Here is a 22,578-nt window from a genome sequence, read left to right as displayed (position 1 = left end):
GGCAAGTTTGGTCAAAGGGGTTGAGACTAATCTTTGACCTTGGAAGAAGACGAGAAGTGGTCGAAAGTCGCGGGGTTACGGTCCCAGACCTGGCGATCAAGTAGGGACCGCAAGAGCTTGACATATTCGGCGTGTGACCAGGCCAGCGGCGTGGCGCTGTCGGTGCCTTCGCCAATGGCGTAGTCGTGGGCCGTCTTCGATCCGACGCCGTCGAACACCTGTTCGGGGATCATCAGGCCTTCGTTGGCGAACAATTCCATTCCCTTGACATAGGTGGCGCGAATGGCGTCGATATCGGCCGCTGTTGCCCCACCCGTTTTCAAGGCGTCGCGCGCCAGTTCGTAGTGACCACGTTCGCCGGTAAAGATCGGCCAGACCCGGCCGCGCTGATCGGCGGACATTGTGCCGTAATTGCCGCCTTCCGTGCCTTCGCCATAGCCGTCATTGCCATAGCGGCGGAAGCCGGGAACGGTCACAGTGCTGCCGGGAAAATGGAAATCGTACCGTACCCGCAGATTTTCCGGCAGGGTCTGATCGTCGATGACGGCCAGCGACTGGGTAATGGCCTGATCGTCCGCCGGGCGCACGCCATAGCGGACCAGTTCCAGGAAACCGGCATCGATCATCAGGTCCGACCGTAGTCCCTTGCGACCGTTCCGGTCGTCCAATACGCCTGGCGCATTGGCGTCTTCGGAGCGGGAAATACGCAGATAATAGCTGGCGGGCTTATCATCGCCGCGCACCTTGCCCGACGTCGTGAACAGGCGCTGCTCCAGCTTGCGGGAATAGTCTTCGGCTGTCGCTCCATACAGTTTGGCGTCCTGCGCGTCGCCCGCCTGGGTGGCGATGTCGGCGGCCGCGACCAGTCCCGCGATGACCGCCGCCGTGGTTGACGGCGAATGACCTTCCTGTTCTTCCCAGCGCTCCTGCTGGCTATAGGGTGGGGTGATGGTAGCGTGGTTCCAGTCCAGTCCGACCGTACCGCCGTGGCTCAGGAAGTCGGCAGCCGGCTTGAGCATGGTCTTGTAGGACGACATCAGCTCGTCCGTCTTGATCAGGCCGAGGCGTTCCAGGCGTGCGCCGAGCAGGATCGGCATGGCCGTCTGATCGAGCTGGACGCCGACCCATTCCGGCGTGCCATCGACATGGGCCTTTTGCATGAACCAGCCTGTGGCGCCGGTATTGCCCGGCGTAGACGCCTTTACCTGAACCGTCGGCAGATAGCGGAAAGCGGCAACCGGGGTTTGCCGGTCGCCCAGGGCGGCCAGGGCCATCGAGACCTGATAGAAGTCGCGCGGCCATACGGCCTTGTAACCCGTCGATGACACATCTGTCGTGACGGTATCGCCCCACGGATTGCTGAGCGAAGCGATCAGCGCGCCGGCGGAGGTATGGTCTTCCTGGGTCTTTAGCATCAGCGCCGAAGCGTAGAGCAGCTTGCCATTGTCTTCGGACAGCGGGATCAGGCTTTTCAGTTCGGTCAGGGAGGCCAGATAGTCTTCCCACCCGACGGCCTTGCCCTCACCGTTGAAATTGGCCAGCACCCGGGTGTAGCCGGCTTTGAGCGTGGCGGCGGATTCGGTCGTCGCGGCGGCGGTCGTGGCGCCGAAACCGACGGCCAGATCGACGGTCATGGTCTTCGTGACGGTCGGCAACTGACCGACCAGAACGATATTGCCTTTGACCGTGGTGGCGCCGTGCGGGGTGCCCAGCGTCTGGCGAGTCGCCAAGTCCTTGATGCCGTCGGTGGTGCCGGTATAACCGACATTCGCCGCTTTGAAAGGCACGCTAGCCGATAGATTGAGCGCGACGCGGCCTTGCCAGGCCTGCAGGTGATTGAGATCAACGCGGCCCTCGTCATCGCCCGACGTATTGGCCATGGATGGGTCGAGAATGACATAGGGCGTCACAGGTCCCTTCAATGCCTTGACCGTGACACGGACCATCAGGGTCTGGTGATCGGGATCGGTAAACACATCCTTGATGATAACGAAGCGGCCCTGTTTGTCCGTATTGGTCAGGCGATAGGCGGGCGACAAGGGCCGCCCGGCGGAATCGGTATGCAAATAGGCGACATGCGACGTGGTGTCGGTGCGTTCGAAGGCCGTCCAGCCCTTGCCGGTCACGGCAATCTGCAGTTCGCGGATCTGGGCTTCGTGAATGCGCCCGTACATGGTCTCCGTAACGACGCCTTCAGCGAGCGAGAACCACACCTTCGATACCTTGCCGGTGACGGCCGTGTCGGAAAACTGATAGTTTTTGTAGGCTTCATAGGCGGTGCCTATGCCTTGCTTGCCGGAATAGGACCAAGGCGAGGCCACGCCCGGACCATCGCTCGCCTTTGCATCGGCGATGACGGTCGGGTTGTGGTCCGGCATTTCGTCCTTCGCCATAGCTGGCGATACACCTGACAGGCAGGCGCAAAGGGCGATCGCGCTGACCCAGGCGGGCGAATATCGCTTGCGGTGTTCCATACGTCCTCACTGCCTCCGCGCGGCGTCCAAACGCATATCGGCGGATCTTGTTGTTTGACCGTTTTGACGGCTGTTTTGTCCACTATGACAAAGCGCAGACGCTTCGTCGCGTTGCATACGTATTCACGACGGCAAAATGCGCATGAATACGAATGCAGGACCTGCGGCGGAGGCTGCGGGCACAAAAAAACCCTTTGGCCGGTAAGGGCCAAAGGGAGTTTATGTTGAGAAGATACCACTTACAAAGCATGCACTCTGCAATTGGCGTATCCCGGTCGCGTCACAACAACCGGAATGGCAAAAACGGGTCGAAAACGCGCACAGCATGGCTGACGCCGTCGGTTTGCGGCCCGAAACCCATATGTAAACGTTTGCACGCGCATTGCGCAAGAAAAAAAGTAGGCGTAAGGCAAATAATTAGAAAAAATATTCTGTCTTCACGCGGTTTGTCGTCCTGCCGTTGAGGGCGCGTACTGTCTACGACGTCAGACAAGGCTAAATGGGTCTTAAGGTGCGCGCAATCTTGAATACGTATTCAATTCGAATTCGTTCTGTTGAATACGTATGCACCGGCTTTGCGGCGGCAAAGGGCTTTTGTACCGGACAAACTTGGCTTAAAGCGTGCTTGATAACGATTACAGGAACAAGGAAACCCGCCATGATCTCCAGGCCACGCCTGACGACTCTCGCCCTCTTTCTACTGGCCGGCGGTGGTGCCGGGCTTCCCGCCTTGGCTCAGGACGCCGCCCCAGCCGCGGATGTGTCGCAGTCCTCGCAGGCTGCGCCCAAGTTCCAGACCATCGCCAGCGCGGATTCACCGGACAAGGTGTTGCACGTCGATGTCATGCTGAGTGGCGACGGCAACCTGTCCTATCAGGTGTCGCGAAAGGGCCAGGTCATCGTCAATCCGTCGCGTCTGGGTCTTATCCTGGCCAATGCGCCGAAATTCGACCGCTATTTCTCGCTCGAAAACACGGAAACGACGACGCATGATGACACCTGGGAGCAGCCCTGGGGCGAGCGCCGGTTGACGCGCAACCATTATAACGAATTACGCGTCAATGTGGTCCAGAAGACGTGGGATAACCGCAAGATGACGGTCGTGTTCCGGCTCTACGACGATGGCCTGGGGTTCCGCTATGAGTTCCCCGACCAGCCGCAGTTGCACAAGCTGGAAATCATGGACGAATTGACCGAGTTCGCCATCGCTGATCCGGCGACGGCGTGGTGGGACGTGGCCGGCGAATGGAACCGTGAGGAATACCTCTACGAAAAGACGCCGTTGAACCAGGTCAGCGAAGCCCAGACGCCGATGACGGTCAAGACCGACAAGGGGCTTTATATTTCCTTCCACGAGGCCGCTCTGGTCGATTACGCCGCCTACTGGTTGCGTCGCGTCGATGGCCAGCGCCTGAAAACCCGTCTGGCCCCGTCGGCCATGGGGGCGCCGGTGGTGCGTGACGCGCCGTTCCCGACACCGTGGCGGACAATGCAAATCACCGACTCGGCGGCGGCTCTGTACAATGGGTCCGACCTGATCCTCAACCTGAATGAACCCAACAAGCTGGGCGACGTGTCGTGGGTCAAACCGTACAAATATGTCGGCATTTGGTGGGGGATGCACCTCAATAAATGGACCTGGGAAGCGGGGCCGCGCCATGGCGCGACGACCGAAAATACCAAGGCCTACATCGATTTTGCCGCGAAGAACGGTTTCCGCGGTGTATTGGTCGAAGGCTGGAACAAGGGATGGGAAGACTGGTTCGGGAAGGGCTACAATTTCTCCTTCACCGAAAGCTATCCCGATTTCGACCTAGCGGCCATTTCGGCCTATGGCCTGAAAAAAGGCGTGCATCTGGTCGGCCATAACGAAACCTCAGGCAATGTCTCGGTCTATGAACCGCAGATGGCGGCGGGTTTTGCCCAGTACGAAAAATATGGCGTCGATTCGGTGAAGACGGGCTACGTCGCCGATGCCGGAGGCGCGCGTGTTCGGGCCGCCGATGGGGCCATCCGCTATGCCTGGAACGACAGCCAGGAAATGGTCCGCCATTACCTCCTGAACGTCACGACAGCGGCCAAGTACCATATCGCCATCGATACCCACGAGCCGATCAAGGATACCGGCCTGCGCCGTACTTACCCGAACTGGGTGTCGCGCGAAGGTCAGCGGGGCATGGAATATAACGCCTGGGGCGATCCGCAGAATCCGCCTGAGCACGAGTCCAACCTGGTCTTCACGCGCATGCTGAGCGGCCCGATGGACTTCACGCCGGGCGTGCTGTCGTTGCAAGGGCAGGGCAAGCCGATTGCCTCGACCCAAGCCAAGCAACTGGCCCTCTATGTTGTATTGTATTCGCCGATACAGATGGCGGCCGACCTGCCGGAAAACTATGCCAAATACCCGAAGCCGTTCCAGTTCATAAAGGATGTGCCGGTGGATTGGGAGCAGTCGATCGCCCTCAATGGTGAGATCGGTGACTATGCCACCATAGTGCGCAAGGATCGTCATTCAGAAGACTGGTATCTCGGCGCGGTGACGGATGAAACCGAACGTACGGTGTCCGTGCCCCTGACCTTCCTCGATCCGGCGAAAAAATACGTCGCGCAAATCTATCGCGATGGCCCCAAGGCGGGCCTGACTGGCGATGCTCGCTTCGACATCGTTATCGAAGAAAAGCCGGTGACCGCCGCTGACACGCTGGCTATACGCATGGCACCGGGTGGTGGTCAGGCCATCCGCTTTGTGGCCCAGGGCGGCAAAGCTGCAAAGAAGAAAAAATAGTCCACACGCCGCATTTCGTGGCGCCGAGAGTTGTCGTCTGTCTTTGCAGTTTTTTGAAAGCGCTTGCTTTCGCAAAGAAAACTATGTTTTCTCATCCCAAGCCCGTGTGAAAAGGGTTTGGGTTGGGACGCATGGATACAATTTCGGGTAAAATCAGGCTTGAGGATCTGGCGAAGATCGCCGGCGTCTCCGTGGCTACCGTCTCGCGGGCACTGAACGATTCCCCTGCCGTCAATCGTGTGACCAAACGGCGGGTATGGAAGATTGCCCGCGACCACAACTATGTCCTGAACCAGGATATGCCGATGTCGATGTCGGGATCTCAGGCAACGATCGCCATCGTCATACCACCGCCGCACGGCCGCGAAGGTCGCTTTTCAGACCCCTTTTACCAGGAAATGATATCCGGCGTGGGCGAAGCGGCGCGTGACATGGGGTGCGACCTGCTGCTGTCGCATCTGACGCCCAAAAGCCAGAACGATCTCGTCACCCTGATGCAGAATATAAAGGCTGACGGTGTCATCTTCCTTGGGCAAAGCTATTTGCACGATCGCTTCAACCAATTGGCCCGATCAACCAACAAATTCATTGTGTGGGGCCAGGAAATCCCCGGCCAGAAATATTGTACGGTCGGATCGAACAATCTTCAGGGGGGCACGCGCGCCACGGCCCATCTCGCCCGCCTTGGCCGTAAGCGCATTGCCTATTTCGGCGAAACGGAAGGCACCGAAATGAAGCAGCGGTTTCAGGGCTATCTCAATGTCCTGAATGAATCGGGCCACGTCTATGATCCGCGCCTGGTCGTCAATACGCATTTCGAAATCGCATCCGCCGAAAATGCTGTCCTTAGCCTGATTAACAAAGGAATTGCGTTCGATGGTTTGTTCGCCTGCTCCGACATTATCGCGTTGGGCGCGATTCGCGGTCTGATGCGCGCCGGCTTGCGCGTACCGGAAGATGTTTCCGTTGTGGGATACGACAATATCGTTCTGGCTTCGCTGACTCAGCCCGCGCTCACGACCATCTCGCAGGATCTGGCGCGCGCCGGCAAGCTAATGGTCTCCAAACTTATCGGTTCGATTTCCAACGACGAAAGCCATTCTGAAATCGTAGCCACTGAGTTGGTGGTCAGGGAATCGTGCGGGGGCTAGGACAACGCGCGTTCAATTTGGCTGACAAAATTGAAAGCAAGACGAACAAAAACGTAAAATGTAGAGCGAGTTGCATATCTTGACCTGAGTCAATCAGTATGCTGACCGCTCTGACCCGGTTGGGTTGTAGTTTTGTCAGACGTAGTTGACCTATAGGTAAGCGCTGTCATCCGCGGCATCATCGCCATTGCGACGAATTTGCAAATTTTTGCAAGTTTTTGCGTTTCATGTCAAAATTTTTAGCCGGCATTTTGTCATAAGTACGAAGAGTTTCGTTGCAAAATTGGCCTAAAAAGTAGCACAAAATGCCCGTTTTGCTACGATTGCGTATCTTGAAAGCCACAATATTACAAATTGTTTAGGCGGATGACTGCAAATTTTTGCAAAGTATTGCAAAAAGAACGGTGTTGTAGATACTCGTGCCTTAGACGCCAATAAGAGTGTCGTGAGGGTTGAGACGTCAAAGGCGAATGCTCCGCAAACAATGACGGGGCAAGCGTTGATAAGATCAAAACGCAACACCAGGAGAGCTCATATGCTTAAATTAAAGGGTCGTAACGCGGCGTTCAGGACGCGCCTGCTGACCTGTGGCGCCACGGCTGCCGTCTTGACCGCCATGTCGGTCGCGGTGCCTGCCATGGCTCAAACGACCACCGCCGAACCCGCCAATGACACGACGACCATCGTCGTGACCGGCATCCGTCGCGGTATCCAGGACGCCATCTCAGCCAAGAAGAAATCAGCCCAGATCGTCGAAGCCGTCTCCGCCGAAGACATCGGCAAGCTGCCCGACGCGTCGATCGCCGAATCGATTGCCCGCCTGCCCGGCATTGCGGCCCAGCGCACAAACGGTCGCGCCCAGTCGCTGTCCATTCGCGGTCTCGGCCCCGATTATACCGTAACAACCCTGAACGGCCGCGAACAGGTTTCCACCGGTGACAACCGCTCTGTCGAATTCGACCAGTATCCGTCGGAACTGATCTCCCAGGTCCTGATCTACAAGACACCGAACGCCGGCATGACGACCCAGGGCATTGCCGGTACTGCCGATCTGCAAACCGTTCGCCCGCTGGCCTATGGCAAGCGCGCTGCCGCCGTTAATGTCCGCGGCGAGCAGAACAGCGAAGACGCTGCCATCGGCGGCATGAAGAATACGGGCAACCGCTATTCCCTGATGTATATCGATCAGTTCGCCAATAAGACCATCGGCGTAGCCTTGGGCTATGCCCATACCGATTCGCCTTATCAGGTCCTGAAGAAAGAGCCCTGGGGTGACGGCGGTTATCCGACTTGCGGCGCCTGCCTGCCCGCCAACCGCAATCTGCTTATTCTCGGCGGCGCGAAGGACGGCATCATTTCGTCGAATCTGAAGCGCGACGGTTATATGGGTGTCCTGGAATGGCGGCCCAACGACCATCTCCACATGACTCTGGACGCCTATCATTCCGACTTCCGTGAATTGCAGAAGATTGCCCGCATCGAATATCCGCTGGCTTGGGGCGCCAACCACCTGGCGCCTGGCTACACGGCGGGTCAGACCTTCGTCACACACGGCGTCTTCAACGATGTCGCCGCCGTCGTTGAAAACTATACCAATGACCGCAAGGCCAAACTCGACGCTATCGGCCTGAACACCGAATACAAGCTGAACGACAACTGGGACCTGATGGCCGACGTGTCCTATTCGAAAGTGGCGCGCGATGACGTCATTCTGGAATCGACAGGCGGTACGGGCGCCAGCTCATCCACGACGCGCCAGCTCGACACGGTGACCTTCGACACGCCGGACGATTACGGCCTGTCGACCCTTCATGGTGTTGTCGACTATTCCAACTTCGCCACCACCTTCCTGACCGACCCGGGCGGTTGGGGTGGTCCGGTCGCCAATCGCGCCGGCTACGTCAAGGCACCGCATATCGAAGACGAGCTGTCGACGATCAAGCTGGCCGCCACTCGCCACATGGATAATGTCTTCTCGAGCGTCAGCTTCGGCTATACGGCCACGCATCGGACAAAGGACAAGCAGGGCGTCGAAGGGTTCCTGTCGCTGAAGACGGGGCCGCAGGAAGTTGTGCCTGAGAAATATCGCCTGGGCGTCACCGACGCCGCCTTCCTGGGCGGGTCATCGGGGATGATCTCCTACGATGGTCTGGCCATGTACAAAGATGGCTACTTCAATTTCACGCAGGACGTCAGCCAGGATACGGTCAAGCGCACCTGGAATGTCGATGAGCATATCGATGTCCTGTTCGTGAAGGCCGATCTCGATACCCAGCTGTTCGGCTTCCCGCTGACGGGTAATATCGGCATCCAGTCGCAGCACGCCAAGCAGACGGCTGTGTCCTACTTCACCGACGGCACGGCTAACGGCAAGACCCTGAAAACGGAAAGTGCGGACTACACTGACGTTCTGCCGAGCGCCAACTTCAACTTCGCTCTGTCGGACGACATGACGCTGCGCGTAGGTGCCGGTGTCACCATCGCCCGTCCACGCATGGACGACATGGCGGCAGGCGTCGGCTACGGTCCGATCTCCAACGGCAATCAACCGGTGCAGTTCAACGGCAACAGCTATTACTGGTCCGGTTCCGGCGGCAATCCGAGCCTGCGTCCATGGAAGGCGACGGCGGTCGATATCTCGTGGGAAAAATACTTTGGTCGCAAGGGATACGTCGCGATCGCCGGCTTCCACAAGACGCTGAACTCCTACATCTACAACCAAACCCTGTTGCGTGACTACACCGGTGCCGCGATCCCGACCGGTGCCAATCCGGCCGCATACTCGCTGGCCTTGGCCAATCGTACCGGCACGGTCTCCGTCATGCAAAATGGCACCGGCGGCTGGATCCGGGGCGTGGAGCTAACGCTATCGGTACCGGGCGATCTCGTCACACCGTACCTGAACGGCTTCGGCGTTATTGTTTCGGCGGCGTTCAACGATTCGGAAATAAATCCGTCTGGCAACAACCCGATTGATCTGCCTGGCCTGTCCAAGAAGGTGGTCAACACCACCGTCTATTACGAAAACCATGGCTTCTCGGCGCGTCTGTCCAATCGCTATCGCGGCGATTTCCTGGGCGAAGTGCCGGACTATACCAACAGCCTGCAAAGCCGGTATGTCGCCGGTGAATCCCTGCTCGATGCCCAACTGGGCTACGAATTCCAGGGCGGCAGCCTGAAGGGCCTGTCCCTATCGTTCTCGGCGACCAACATCACCAACGAACCGTTCAAGCTCTACACCAAGGGCAACAAGAACAATGTGATGCGCCAAGAAACCTATGGCTCGACCTACCTGTTCGGCGTGAACTACAAGTTCTTCTAAAGCCGACGTGTACCTTAAATCTGCACCCGTCGACTCTCCGGTCGGCGGGTGCTTTTATATTCAGATCGTCTAAGGTCATAAGATATTCGGGGAAACGCCATGGCCGCTGAGCCCATCAAGACCATCGTCATTCTGGGTGGCGGCACGGCCGGCTGGCTGAGCGCGACCTTCCTCAACCGCATTTTGGGCGATACGGTCGACATCACCCTGATCGAATCGGACGACATCGGCACGGTGGGCGTGGGAGAGGCCACCATTCCGCCGCTGGTCAACCTTCTGGTCTTTCTCGGCCTCGACGAACGTGAAGTCATGAAGGCGGTTCAGGGCACGTACAAGCTCGGTATCGAGTTCATCGACTGGTATGAAAAGGGAGAGGGCTACAGCCATGCCTTCGGTGCGCCGGGCAATCCGCTGGGCGTCCTGCCCTTCCATCAGTATTGGCTGCGGCAGCGGATGCGCGGCAAGGGCGGCAGCCTGTGGGATTACAGTTTGAACCACATGGCCGCCAAGGCCAATCGTTTTACCCACATGAAGACCATTCCCAACACCCCGAACATGGAGGGCATGAATTACGCCTTGCACTTCGACGCGGGCCTGCTGGCTAAGTATCTGCGTGGACATTGCGAAGCCGAGGGTGTCATACGCCGTGAAGGCAAGGTGGCCGGGGTTAATCTAAGGGCTGAAGACGGCTTTATTGAAAGCCTGAGCCTTGAAACCGGAGAGACAGTTGGCGGAGATTTCTTCCTCGATTGCTCGGGCTTTCATGGCGTGCTCATCGAGGGCGCGTTGAAGGCAGGCTACGAGGACTGGACGCACTGGTTGCCCTGCGATCGCGCGCTGGCGGTGCCGTGTACGTCGGCCGGACCGCTCAAACCCTATACGCAGGCGCGCGCCCATACCGCCGGATGGCAATGGCGTATTCCCTTGCAACATCGCACTGGCAACGGCCATGTCTTTTCGAGCGCCTTCATGGAGACGGAGGCGGCGGCGAAGATCCTGCTTGCCAATCTGGACGGCGAGCCGCTGGCCGAGCCCCGCCTGCTCAAATTTACAACGGGGCGGCGGCGTAAAACCTGGGTCAAGAACTGCGTGGCCCTGGGCTTGGCATCGGGCTTCATGGAGCCGCTGGAATCAACCAGCATACATCTGGTCCAGACCGCCCTTCAGCGCCTTGCTCACATGTTCCCGGACACGGGTTTCAACCCCATCGAGATCGCGGAATATAACCGCAAGACCCAGTGCGAATACGAACGGATTCGTGACTTTCTGGTCCTGCATTACACCGCCACCAAGCGCAACGACAGCCCGTTCTGGACTCATTGCCGCACTATGGCCGTGCCGGAGAGTTTGAGCGGCAAGGTCGATTTCTTCCGCCAGCATGGCCGCGTCATTGTTGATGAGGATGACCTGTTCAAGGAAGCCAATTGGGTACAGGTGCTGATCGGCCAAGGCGTCATGCCAGAAAGCTGTTCGCCCTTGACGCTGAATGTGCCGGAAAAGAAGCTGGATGATTATTTCCAGCACATCCGCCAGATTTACGAGGCGACGGTCACTAAGATGCCTTCTCATGCGCAGTATGTCGCCTATCACTGCAAGGCGGAAACGTGACTTGGGGCTTTTAAAGGTTCGCGGCCAGCCAGGCTTGCGTGTCGGCCAGAAGCGGCGCCTTGCGACGGAAGGGCACAGAATAGACGGCGGCCGTATCTTGATGGCTGAGCCCATCATATAGCTTCAAGGTCACATCGGTGCCGGCCGCCTTTAGACGGGCGTCGAGATTGACGGCGTTGCGCAGGCCCACCACCTGGTCCGACCGGCTTTGCAGCAGCAGGAATTTCGTATCGAGTTTGCGGGCATAGGTGATCGGCTGGGTTTCGGTGGGCTGGGGCCATTTGCCGAAGGCGTCGATCGATGACGCCACGTCGAACGGATAGAAATCATAAGGACCGGCAATGCCGACGCAGACCTTAAGCGGTGACGGATTGCCGAGATAGCGGGCATCCAGAGCCATCATGACCGCCGCGTAAGCGCCGGCGGAATGACCCGCCACACCAAGGCGGCTGGCATCACCGCCGTATTCGCCAGCGTGGGCGATGACATGTTTTATGGCGCGCGCATTGTCTTCAAGAAAGACGGGGTAGACGACCTGCGGCACCAGACGATAGTCGGGTATCACCACCACATAGCCGAGCGCCGCCAGGGCATGACCCATCCAGGCATAGTCGGCCTTCGATCCCGAATTCCACCCACCACCGTAGAAGAAGACCAGTACCGGCAGGTCCTGAGTGGTACCTTTCGGCGCATACACATCATAGGTCTGACGGGCATCTTCACCAAACTGGACATCGCGCGCGACGCGCCGGGCCTCATCCTTAGGCGTGAAGGTATTGAACAATGTCAGAGTATTGCAGCCAGCCAGCAGAGGCGCCAGCCCGACAAGGCCAAGTAGGGAGCGTTTCGTCACAGTCACGGTCTCAAAATCTCAGAATAAGCAGGAGAAAAATCAAAAATCACTAATCACTTTCTGCCGGTTGGGCCTCAGCAAAAAGACTCTAAATCTCCACGGAGATTTGCGACCGTTCCGTCGGTGGTTTGGGTTTCAGTCGAAGCCCTTTGGCGAATAGCAGAAGGGCTTCCCAGTGGATACCGATCACGACACCCAGCGTCATCAGCGGCATCGCGAAGAACAGCCATAATAGGGTGCGGTCACGTAAGGCCTCGCGTTTGGCGCTGAACCCGGCAAACAGCATGCGGGTGTCGCCCTGTTTCAGGTCGATTTTTAACGCGAACGTCTCTGCCGGCGCGATGAGATCGAAATCGTACGCCATATCCATGTCCATGAAAGGGGAAACGTGGAGCCGCTTGTCACTGGCCTGGGACACACGCCGCCCCGTCTGGCGCACGGGCAGGACGTAGGAATGACGGTCGCCGAAGGTGTTGTTGACTTCGTAGACGATCGCCCGCATCGCCCCGTCTGGCTTTTGCACGAAATAGAGGCTGATCGGATTGAAAACGAAGCCCAGCATACGCGGCATGGCGAGCAGAAACAGCCGGTCACCGGCCTCATACAGGCCGTGGCCAGTCAGGAGGGCTACCAACCGATCTTTTAACGACGCCGTCCTGGCCCGTGCCTTGTCCGGGCCGTGATCGCGATCATAGAAGCCAAACAGGTTGAAACGGTTGCGTGAGAAGAAGCGGGTGGTTACTGGCGCATCCAGGTCGATCAGAACCTGAAAAATCCGATAGCTCAAACGGTGCGGCTTCGGCGCGAAGCGTTGGTGGACGACCTCGCCTCTGTATAGCGCGGTGTGCAGGGCGGGCGCAGATTGTGACGGTGCAGCGGCCATGACGAGTTACTCGGCTGCCATCGGAAGAACGTCGTTTGCCCAGGGGTTGTAGCGGATACGGCTTTGCGACCAGTCAAAATCCCAGGGCCGTCGTTCGCCGGTAATGCCTTCCGCCACCGCCAAGCCCGATTGCAGGCCGTCTTCGTGAAATCCGGAACCGAAATAGGCGCCGCAGAACCAGGCGCGGTTTTGGCCTTGCAGGTCGCCCAGCCGGTCCTGGGCCGCGATGGCCGCCACGTCGAATAAGGGGTGCTCAAATACGATCCGCTTGATGACCTTGGCGGGATCGACCGCATGGGTCGGATTCAAGGTGACGAAATAGTTCGGTGCGTCTTTCAGGACCTGCAACAGATTCATCCAGTAGGTGACGCACAGTTGCTGCTCATCCGAGGCATCCTTTTCACCCAGATAATTCCAGCTCGACCAGGCGCGGCGGCGTTGCGGCATGAAGGCCGTGTCGGTGTGTAGAACCACCTCATTGCGGGTGTAGGTAAAGGCGCCAAGCGTGCGACGTTCTGCCGGACTGGCGTCCAGCATCTTAAGCGTGGTGTCGGCATGCGTGGCGAACACGACCTGATCGAAACGACGGGCGACGCCATGCTGGTCGGTCAGGGTGACGCCGTCACTATCGCGCGATACCGACCGGATGGCGGTGCCGGTGTGTATTTTGTCGGCGAATTCGGGTGTCAGCTTTTTGAGGTAGGCCTGAGCCCCGCCGACGACGCTGCGCCACATAATGCGATCCATGATCTGGAGCAGGCCATGGTTTTCAAAAAAGGCGATGAAGGCGCGAAACGGGTAGTCCATGATCTGACGCGCCGAGGTGGACCAGATGGCCGCCGCCTGTGGCAGCAGGTGATCGTCGATAAAGGCGCGGCCGTAATTGCGATCTTTCAGATAGTCGCCGAGGCGATAGTTTTCCCGCGCCCGGGCTGCCAGGTCCTTCGGCGCTTCGCGATAAAAGCGGACGATATCCAGCAGCAGGGACAGAAAGCGCGGACGGAACAGATTACGCGTCTGGGCGAACAGGCCGCGCAGGCCGAGGCTGGAATATTCCAGCCGCCCCTTGTCTACGGATACACCGAAGGACATGTCCGAAAGCTGATGTTCGACATCGAGATGCTTGAACAGCTGAACGAGGTTTGGATAGCAGGGTGCGTTGAAAACGATGAAGCCCATGTCGATCCACACGGGCGCTTCGGCCGTGCCGACATTGACGCTGTGGCTGTGACCGCCGACCTCGGCCTCGCTTTCGAATACGGTGATGTCGCAGCTCTTGTTCAGCATCCAGGCTGCCGACAGGCCGGCAATGCCGGTGCCGACGATGGCAATGCTTTGCCGCTTGGAAGAGGACCGATCAAACATATACGACTCGCTGTGCATTGGGGTTACTGAACATCTACGCGATGCCGGGCCGCCTGGATCACAACCGCCGCAAAGGCCACTGCTTGTCCTTCCTTTTTCCTGAGCAGTGATCCACTACCTCGTGGAAGGCGTACATTGTTCATAATTTTGCTTTTGGCTTTAAAATGCACTTTGACCGCGCCCTGACAATCGGATCTTCTGCCCGCATGACACCATCGGACCCAGCAGACGCCGCCACCAACCCGGAAATGCTCATCGTTCGCATTTCCGAAACGAAGGATCGCGCCGCCTATGCGGCTCTGTTCACGCGCTTTGCCCCAAAGGTGAAAGCCTTCGTCATGGGCCAGGGCCTGACCGCCCAGGAGGCTGAGGATCTGGCGCAGGATGCCCTCCTAAATGTCTGGCGAAAGGCGCACCTCTTCGATCCGTCAAAGGCGTCGGCGGTGACCTGGATCTACTCGATCGCCCGAAACATGCGCATCGACGCCGCCCGCAAGGCCAAGCGCGTTCGTGACCTGCCCGAGGACCTGTGGCAGGGGGACGGCGAACGCGCCGCCGACGACCAACTGTGCGATGCGCAGACGGCCCGGTCGGTTGCGGCGTTGATGGACACCTTACCCGTTGAACAAAAGACTATTCTGCGCCTGTCCTTCTACGAGGACCTGTCGCATGGCGATATCGCCAAAGCCCTTTCCATCCCTCTGGGGACCGTCAAATCCCGCCTGCGTCTGGCCATGACCCGACTGCGTATGGGGTTCGATACAGTATCAGGAGATCGCGTATGAGTACCGCCCACCACCCCGACGAAGAGATGTTGTGGGATTATCACCGTGGTGCCTTGGCGCCCGGCATAGCCTTAGGCGTGCGTACCCATCTCGACATGTGTGCCCAGTGCCGGACCGACATGCGCGTGTTTTCAGCCGTCGGCGGCGCTCTGCTTGACGCGGCGGAGGGTGTGGCGATGAGCGACAATGCGCTCGACCTGGCTCTGGCGCGTATTGAGCGTCCGGAAACGGATGCGGCACCAGTCCGCCGCGACGTTCGTCAGCCGGCCTTCCTAAAGGGGTTCGAACTGCCTGACAGCCTGAAGCAGGTTCAGGTCAAGGACCGTTATTTCGTCGCGCCAGGCGTATGGCTGGCGCCCATCGCTGTCGACCAGCCGGCCAAGGGATCGAAAACCTATCTGATGTTTGTCAAGGCCGGAATGGCCATGCCGGAACACACACACCGGGGACGGGAAATAACCGTTATGCTGCAGGGTCATTACAAGGATCACAAGGGCGACTACCATCGCGGCGATTTCGCCCAATGCGATGATAGCGATGACTGTCACATGCCGGCCATGCAAGGCGATGTCGATTGCCTTTGCCTGGTAGCTCAAGAAGCCGCCATAGTGCCCAAGACCTTGCTCGGGTGGCTGTTGAAACCTATTGCACGGATCTGATTGAATGAAGGCCTTCACCACAACCTACGTCATCAGCCTGATTATTCTGGCGGTGCTCGATTTCATCTGGCTCACCACCATGGGTAATTCGCTGTACAAGCCGGCTATGGGCAGCCTGATGCGGGCGCAGCCCAACATGGTTCCCGCCGTGGCCTTTTATGTGCTGTACGTGTTCGGTCTGACCTACCTGATCGTTTATCCCGCCCTGTTCGGCAACGGCACCTTTTCGGTGTTCGACCTGGCCTTTCGCGCGGCTTTGTTCGGCCTGATCGCCTATGCCACCTATAACCTGACCTGCCTGTCGGTTATCAACGCCTGGCCTGTCAACCTGAGCTTCATCGACATGGCCTGGGGGGCGGTGGTGACCCTGCTAACGGCCTGTGCGACGGCCTACATGGTCAAGGCAATCGGTATAGACCGCCTCAGATAGTCACGCGATAATCAGGTGCGGCCAATGGCATTGGCGACCTTGGACCGGGGCGTGCGGCCAAGCACATCCGAAATGAACCAGGCGGCATCCACGATGCTGCGGATGTCTACGTCTGTCGTGACGCCCAGACCATTCAGCATGTACAACACATCTTCGGTCGCGACATTGCCGCTGGCCCCGGGCGCATAGGGGCAACCGCCAAGGCCGCCGACAGACGCATCCACGGTGGCGATGCCGTAGTCGAGAGAGGTCAGTATATTGGCCAGGGCCTGACCGTAGGTGTCGTGGAAATGTACGGCTAACCGATCGCGTGGCACGTGCGCGGTGACGACATCAAGCAGGCGCGCGACATCTGCGGGCGTGCCGACACCGATCGTGTCGCCCAGCGAAATCTCATAACATCCCATGTCGAGCATCTGTTCGGCGACTGACGCCACCGCCTCCGGCTGGATTGGACCTTCATAAGGACAGGCGATGACCGTCGAGACATAGCCGCGCACCCGCATGCCGTCAGATAGGGCGGCATCGGTGACAAAGCGAAACCGCGCCAGGCTTTCAGAGATCGAGCAGTTGATGTTCTTGCGGCTGAAGGTTTCGGAGGCAGCGCCGAATATGGCTACGGTTCGTGCACCGGCGTCCTTGGCGGCTTCATAGCCCTGCAAGTTGGGTGTGAGGACGGGGTAATCCACATCCGTGGCGCGGGTAATGCCGGTCATTACTTCACGGGCGTCAGCCATTTGCGGTACCCATTTGGGCGATACGAAACTGGCGGCCTCGATATGGGTCAGGCCGCTTTTCGACAGCCGGTCGATCAGGGCGATCTTGTCGGCGACGGAAACGATAGCCGTTTCCGCCTGAAGGCCGTCGCGCGGGCCCACCTCGTACAGGGTGACGTGGGACGGTCTCACTTCGTTTCCTCGAACAGTTCACGGCCAATCAGCATACGGCGGATTTCCGATGTGCCGGCCCCGATCTCATACAGCTTGGCGTCACGCCATAGCCGGCCGACGGGGAAGTCGTTGGTATAGCCATTACCGCCGAGGCATTGGATCGCTTCGCCCGCCATCCAGGTCGCCTTTTCGGCAGCGTAGAGTATGCAGCCGGCGGCGTCCTTGCGCGTGGTTTCCCCTCGGTCGCAGGCGGCCGCCACCGCGTAGACATAGGCACGGCACGCCGCCCAGGTCGAATACATGTCGGCAATCTTGCCCTGCATCAGCTGGAAGGTGCCGATCGGCGCGCCGAACTGTTCGCGCTCGTGGATGTAGGGGATCACGGCATCGAGACAGGCCCTCATGATGCCGAGCGGCCCGCCGGACAGGACAACGCGTTCGTAATCGAGACCGGACATCAACACCTGGACACCGCGTCCTTCGGTGCCCAGCACGTTTTCATACGGGACTTCGCAGTCTTCGAACACCAGCTCGCCAGTGTGCGAGCCGCGCATACCGAGCTTGTCGAGCTTTTGGGCCACGGAAAAACCCTTGAACCCTTTTTCGATCAGAAAGGCGGTCATGCCTTTCGAACCGGCATCCATATTCGTTTTGGCGTAAACCACCAGTGTATCGGCATCGGGGCCGTTGGTGATCCACATCTTGCTGCCGTTGAGCACAAACCGATCACCCTTGCGGTCGGCGCGCAGACGCATGGAAACGACGTCCGATCCCGCGCCGGTTTCCGACATGGCCAGGGCCCCGACATGGTCGCCGGAAATCAGTTTGGGCAGGTAGCGCGCTTTTTGTTCGGCGCTGCCGTTGCGCACGATCTGGTTGACGCAGAGGTTTGAATGGGCGCCGTAGGACAGACCTATGGAGGCGGAGGCGCGTGAGATTTCCTCCATGGCGATGGTATGGGCCAAGTAGCCCATGTTCGCGCCGCCGAACTCTTCCGGCGCCGTCAGGCCGAGCACGCCCATCTCGCCCATCTTGCGCCACAGAGCCATCGGAAATTGATCGTCGCGATCGGCGGCTTCGGCCAGGGGGGCGATTTCGATTTCGGCGAACCGGGCGACACCCTCGCGCAGCGCGTCGATGTCTTCGCCGTGGCCGAATTGCAGGTGGGGAAAGTCGATCATGGTCAGTCCTCTATTTCGACCAGAAGGGCTTTGTCGCCCACCTGGTCACCGGCCGCCGCGTGGACGGCCTTTATCACGCCCGCCTTAGGCGCTTTCATAGTGTGTTCGATCTTCATCGCGCCGAGGATGAGGAGCTTCTGGCCCTTTTCGACGGTGTCGCCCGCCGAAACGAACACGTCGATCAGCTTGCCCGGCATGGGTGCCTTTATGTCTCCGCTGGCAATGGCCGTTTCACCGGCCTCGGCCTTCAAATTGAGCGGTGAGCGCGGTGGCAGGTTGACCAGCCACCCGGTCATGTCATTCCATGGTGACCCCGGATCGGCCGCCCGGACATGTGCCGGAATCTCCGCATCGGGCCACGGTGCAAGCAGGCGATCCAGATGGCGGCCGATGAAGCCGGTGTCGATGTGCGCGGCGGCAAAGGCGTCGTCCGAAATCAGACGGCGCAGAAAACCCAGATTGGTGGCCAGGCCGCTCAGCTGCGTTTCGATCAGGGCGTCGCGCATCCGCGACAGGGCCTGTTTGCGGTCGCGGCCTTGAACGATGATCTTGGCGATCATGGGGTCGTAGAAAACGCTGACCGTATCGCCTTCACCGACAGCCGATTCGATACGCGCCCACGGTGGAAAGCGAAGCCTGTCCAGCTTGCCGGCGGCGGGCAGGAAATCGTTTTGCGGGTCTTCGGCATAGAGTCGCGCTTCAATGGCGTGTCCGCTGATGGTCAGTTCGTCCTGGCGCTTCGGTAGGGGTTCGCCGGCCGCCACCCGCAACTGCCATTCCACCAGGTCCAGGCCGGTGATCTCCTCGGTGACTGGATGTTCGACCTGCAGCCGCGTGTTCATTTCCATGAAATAGAAGGGCGCATCCGCAATCCCGCGCGACACATCGACGATGAATTCGACCGTCCCAGCCCCGCGATAGTGGATGGCCTTGGCGGCACGCACGGCGGCGGCTCCCATGGCTGCACGCATGGCGTCGGGCAGGTCCGGCGCGGGCGCCTCTTCGATGACCTTCTGGTGGCGACGTTGCAAAGAACAGTCCCGCTCGAACAGATGGACGACATGGCCCTGTTCGTCGGCGAATAGCTGTATTTCGATATGTCTGGGAATTTCGAGATATTTCTCGATCAGAACCTTGGGGTCGCTGAATGCATTCAGGCCCTCGCGCTGCGCCGAGGTCAAGGCATCGGCGAACTCGGTGGGATCGTCGACCCGGCGCATGCCCTTGCCACCGCCGCCCGCCACCGCCTTGATCAGCACCGGATATCCGATGCGCTCGGCTTCGGCTTGCAGGGTTTCAAGCGACTGATCCTCGCCGTGGTAGCCGGGGGTTACCGGCACACCCGCCGCGGTCATCAACGCCTTGGCCGCCCCTTTGAGCGCCATGGCGCGAATGGCGTCCGGGCGCGGACCGATGAAGGTGAGCCCCGCCGCCTCGCAGGCCTCCGCGAACGCGGCGTTTTCCGACAGAAAGCCGTAGCCGGGATGGATCGCCTGCGCACCCGTTTCTATCGCCACGGCGATGATGCGGTCGCCCCGTAGATAGCTGTCGGCTGCTGCCGCTGGACCGATCAGGACGGCGCGGTCGGCTTCGCGGACAAAGGCAGCATCGGCGTCGGCCTGGGAATAGACGGCCACCGTCTGCACGCCCAGACGTCGGCAGGTTCGGATGATGCGTCGCGCGATTTCGCCGCGATTGGCGATCAGAATTGTGTGGAACATCGCCAAGGTCCTAAAGCATCCAACCGGGTTTGCGTTTGGCCAAAAAGGCGGCAATGCCTTCGCGGCCTTCCTCTGATGCGCGTCGCGCTGCGATGCGCGTTGCGGTGAGGTCGGCCGTCAAACGGCGTTCGGCGACCAAATCCTTGGCGTCAGCGATGGCTTCGGGGCCACCCGCCAACAGCGCGTCGATGAGACGTGCGCCGGCGGCTTCCAACCCGCTCGCCACCTCGTGGACCAAGCCGATGCGATGGGCTTCGGCGGCGGTGAAATGCTCCCCCGTCAGAAAATATCGCCGTGCTGCCGACCGGCCGATTTTGGCGATGACGAAGGGCGAGATGACCGCCGGGATGAGGCCAAGCCGCACCTCGGTCAGGCCGAATTTGGCTTCCGGCTGGGCGATCACCACGTCGCAGCACGCGGCCAATCCGACCCCGCCGCCAAACGCTGCGCCCTGCACCAGGCCGATGACAGGCTTGGGGCAGGTGTCGATAGTTTCGAACATGCGGGCCAAAGCCAGGGCATCTTCTCGGTTGGCGAATTCATCCTTTTCGGCCGCACGCTGCATCCAGTTGAGATCGGCGCCGGCGGAGAAGCTGGCGCCGTTGCCGGACAGAACGATGGCGCGTACGCCGTCCTGCTTGCCCAGGTCTTCGAACGCCTGGGTCAGATCGCCGATCAGCCCTTCGTTGAAGGCATTGTGCACGGCCGGGCGGTTCAGGGTGACGCGGACCACGCCGCGGGCGTCGGAATCGATAATCAGATCGGTCATGGTCTACATCCTGAAAACGCCGAATTTCGTCGGTGCGATGGGCGCATTGAGCGCCGCCGATAGGCCGAGACCCAGCACGCGGCGCGTGTCGGCCGGGTCGATGACGCCGTCGTCCCAAATTCGGGCCGAAGCGTAATAGGGATGTCCCTGCGCGTCATAGGTGTCACGGATCGGGGCCTTGAAGGCCCCCTCTTCTTCGGCGGTCCAGGTACCCCCCTTGGCTTCGATGCCGTCGCGTTTTACGGTGGCCAGCACGTTCGACGCCTGTTCGCCACCCATGACGGAGATGCGGGCATTCGGCCACATCCACAGGAAACGCGGTTCGAAGGCCCGCCCGCACATGCCGTAATTGCCCGCGCCATAGGATCCACCGATGATGACGGTGAGTTTCGGCACATTGGCACAGGCGACGGCGGTGACCATCTTGGCGCCGTGCCGGGCGATGCCCTCATTCTCATATCTCTGGCCGACCATGAAGCCGGTGATATTTTGCAGGAAGATCAGCGGAATGCTGCGTTGGGCGCACAATTCGATGAAGTGCGCCCCCTTGAGCGCGCTTTCCGAAAACAGCACGCCATTATTGGCGACGATACCGACAGGGTAGCCGTATAGATGGGCGAACCCGCAGACCAGGGTTTCGCCATATAAGGCCTTGAATGCGTCGAACCGGGAACCGTCAACCAGGCGTGCGATGACTTCGCGCACATCGAACGGCTGGCGCGTATCGGCCGGTATGATGCCATATATCTCTTCGGATGGATAAAGCGGGTCTTCGACGGGCCGGGTCGCCAACCCGACCGTCTTAGTCCGGTTGAGATTGCCGACAATGCGGCGGGCAATCGCCAAGGCATCGGCATCATTGGCGGCCAGGTGATCTACCACGCCAGAGACGCGGGCATGGACGTCACCGCCGCCCAGATCCTCGGCGGAGACGACCTCGCCGGTCGCGGCCTTCACCAGCGGCGGTCCGGCCAGGAAGATGGTGCCCTGCTTCTGGACGATAATGCTCTCATCGCTCATGGCGGGAACGTAAGCGCCGCCCGCCGTACATGATCCCATGACCACGGCGATCTGCGGAATGCCGCGTGCCGACATCTGGGCCTGATTATAGAAGATGCGGCCGAAATCGTCCTTATCGGGAAACACCTCGTCCTGATTGGGTAGGTTGGCGCCGCCGGAATCGACCAGATAGACGCACGGCAGATTGTTTTGCGCGGCAATCTCCTGGGCGCGCAAATGCTTTTTGACGGTCAGCGGATAATAGGTGCCGCCCTTGACGGTGGCATCGTTGCAAACAATGACGCATTCGGTGCCGTTGATCCGGCCCAGCCCGGTTATCATGCCGGCGGCGGGCACGTCGTCCTCATAGACCTGATAGGCCGCCAGGGCCGAGAATTCGAGGAAGGGCGAACCGGGATCGATCAGGCCGGCGACACGATCGCGCGGCAAGAGCTTGCCTCGCGCCACATGTTTGTCGCGGGCGGATGGCGATCCCCCTTGCGCAATTTGGGCGGTGAGGGCGCGCAGGTCATCGACCAGCCCCTGCATACGCGCCGTATTGGCCTGAAATTCCTCGGATGCCGGATCTATTTCGCTCTTGAAGGCCATGCGCGTCCCAATGTTTCCCCAACCCTGTGTTTTCCGCAATTTAGCGGATTTCCATGAATTGGAAAAATCGATAATTATTATTCAGTATATAGAT

At 59.5% G+C, this 22,578-nt stretch carries 16 protein-coding genes; 7 read left to right on the top strand and 9 right to left on the bottom strand.

Annotation, left to right across the window (positions count from 1 at the left end):
- Nucleotides 1-26: 26 nt before the first annotated feature.
- The gene (locus RCJ00_RS10880) at nt 27-2,474 is read right to left on the bottom strand and encodes a glucan 1,4-alpha-glucosidase (RefSeq protein ID WP_316221923.1); all 2,448 of its coding nucleotides are present in this window, start codon (nt 2,472-2,474) and stop codon (nt 27-29) included.
- 658 nt (nt 2,475-3,132) lie between these two features.
- Between RCJ00_RS10880 and RCJ00_RS10875 the strand changes: the two genes are divergently transcribed.
- From RCJ00_RS10875 to RCJ00_RS10860, 4 genes are all read left to right on the top strand, one after another.
- Entirely contained in the window at nt 3,133-5,259 is a 2,127-nt protein-coding gene (locus RCJ00_RS10875) for a glycoside hydrolase family 97 protein (protein ID WP_316221922.1), read from the top strand.
- A 131-nt stretch (nt 5,260-5,390) separates the two neighbouring features.
- On the top strand, nt 5,391-6,410 hold the full coding sequence (locus RCJ00_RS10870; protein ID WP_316221921.1) for a LacI family DNA-binding transcriptional regulator: 1,020 nt from the start codon (nt 5,391-5,393) through the stop codon (nt 6,408-6,410).
- 535 nt (nt 6,411-6,945) lie between these two features.
- A complete protein-coding gene (locus RCJ00_RS10865; protein ID WP_316221920.1) occupies nt 6,946-9,732 on the top strand; it encodes a TonB-dependent receptor in 2,787 nt (928 codons plus the stop codon).
- Between the two features lie 99 nt (nt 9,733-9,831).
- Nucleotides 9,832-11,340 (top strand): tryptophan halogenase family protein, encoded by a 1,509-nt coding sequence (locus tag RCJ00_RS10860; RefSeq protein ID WP_316221919.1) that lies wholly within the window; start codon nt 9,832-9,834, stop codon nt 11,338-11,340.
- A gap of 10 nt (nt 11,341-11,350) precedes the next feature.
- Here RCJ00_RS10860 and RCJ00_RS10855 read toward each other — a convergent pair whose 3' ends face one another.
- From RCJ00_RS10855 to RCJ00_RS10845, 3 genes are all read right to left on the bottom strand, one after another.
- Nucleotides 11,351-12,193 (bottom strand): alpha/beta hydrolase, encoded by an 843-nt coding sequence (locus tag RCJ00_RS10855; RefSeq protein ID WP_316221918.1) that lies wholly within the window; start codon nt 12,191-12,193, stop codon nt 11,351-11,353.
- An 88-nt stretch (nt 12,194-12,281) separates the two neighbouring features.
- Nucleotides 12,282-13,076: a DUF1365 domain-containing protein gene (locus tag RCJ00_RS10850; protein WP_316221917.1), complete on the bottom strand. Its 795-nt coding sequence runs from the start codon at nt 13,074-13,076 to the stop codon at nt 12,282-12,284.
- 6 nt (nt 13,077-13,082) lie between these two features.
- Complete coding sequence (locus RCJ00_RS10845) at nt 13,083-14,441, bottom strand: NAD(P)/FAD-dependent oxidoreductase (protein WP_316221915.1); 1,359 nt, start codon at nt 14,439-14,441, stop codon at nt 13,083-13,085.
- Nucleotides 14,442-14,647: 206 nt separating this feature from the next.
- Between RCJ00_RS10845 and RCJ00_RS10840 the strand changes: the two genes are divergently transcribed.
- Genes RCJ00_RS10840 through RCJ00_RS10830 form a run of 3 tightly spaced genes read left to right on the top strand, consistent with a single transcriptional unit; the run spans nt 14,648 to nt 16,315 of the window.
- Nucleotides 14,648-15,226 (top strand): sigma-70 family RNA polymerase sigma factor, encoded by a 579-nt coding sequence (locus RCJ00_RS10840; RefSeq protein WP_316221914.1) that lies wholly within the window; start codon nt 14,648-14,650, stop codon nt 15,224-15,226.
- A complete protein-coding gene (locus RCJ00_RS10835; RefSeq protein ID WP_316221913.1) occupies nt 15,223-15,885 on the top strand; it encodes a ChrR family anti-sigma-E factor in 663 nt (220 codons plus the stop codon). Before RCJ00_RS10840 ends, RCJ00_RS10835 begins: the two co-directional genes overlap by 4 nt.
- A 4-nt stretch (nt 15,886-15,889) precedes the next feature.
- Nucleotides 15,890-16,315 (top strand): DUF2177 family protein, encoded by a 426-nt coding sequence (locus tag RCJ00_RS10830; RefSeq protein ID WP_316221912.1) that lies wholly within the window; start codon nt 15,890-15,892, stop codon nt 16,313-16,315.
- Nucleotides 16,316-16,326: 11 nt separating this feature from the next.
- Here the strand turns inward: RCJ00_RS10830 and RCJ00_RS10825 are convergent, their stop codons facing one another.
- Genes RCJ00_RS10825 through RCJ00_RS10805 form a run of 5 tightly spaced genes read right to left on the bottom strand, consistent with a single transcriptional unit; the run spans nt 16,327 to nt 22,484 of the window.
- Complete coding sequence (locus RCJ00_RS10825) at nt 16,327-17,223, bottom strand: hydroxymethylglutaryl-CoA lyase (protein WP_316221911.1); 897 nt, start codon at nt 17,221-17,223, stop codon at nt 16,327-16,329.
- Nucleotides 17,220-18,386, bottom strand: a complete 1,167-nt coding sequence (locus RCJ00_RS10820) for an acyl-CoA dehydrogenase family protein (protein ID WP_316221910.1) — start codon at nt 18,384-18,386, stop codon at nt 17,220-17,222. Before RCJ00_RS10820 ends, RCJ00_RS10825 begins: the two co-directional genes overlap by 4 nt.
- Nucleotides 18,387-18,388: 2 nt before the next feature.
- On the bottom strand, nt 18,389-20,107 hold the full coding sequence (locus RCJ00_RS10815) for an acetyl/propionyl/methylcrotonyl-CoA carboxylase subunit alpha (protein ID WP_316221909.1): 1,719 nt from the start codon (nt 20,105-20,107) through the stop codon (nt 18,389-18,391).
- A 10-nt stretch (nt 20,108-20,117) separates the two neighbouring features.
- Nucleotides 20,118-20,876, bottom strand: a complete 759-nt coding sequence (locus tag RCJ00_RS10810; RefSeq protein ID WP_316221908.1) for an enoyl-CoA hydratase-related protein — start codon at nt 20,874-20,876, stop codon at nt 20,118-20,120.
- Nucleotides 20,877-20,879: 3 nt separating this feature from the next.
- Nucleotides 20,880-22,484 (bottom strand): carboxyl transferase domain-containing protein, encoded by a 1,605-nt coding sequence (locus RCJ00_RS10805; RefSeq protein ID WP_411267537.1) that lies wholly within the window; start codon nt 22,482-22,484, stop codon nt 20,880-20,882.
- Between the last annotated feature and the right edge of the window lie 94 nt (nt 22,485-22,578).

This window comes from Asticcacaulis aquihabitans, from assembly GCF_032490435.1.
Taxonomy (GTDB): domain Bacteria; phylum Pseudomonadota; class Alphaproteobacteria; order Caulobacterales; family Caulobacteraceae; genus Asticcacaulis.
Note: the sequence above shows the minus strand (reverse complement) of the source record. Positions and strands in the feature narration are given on the sequence as shown.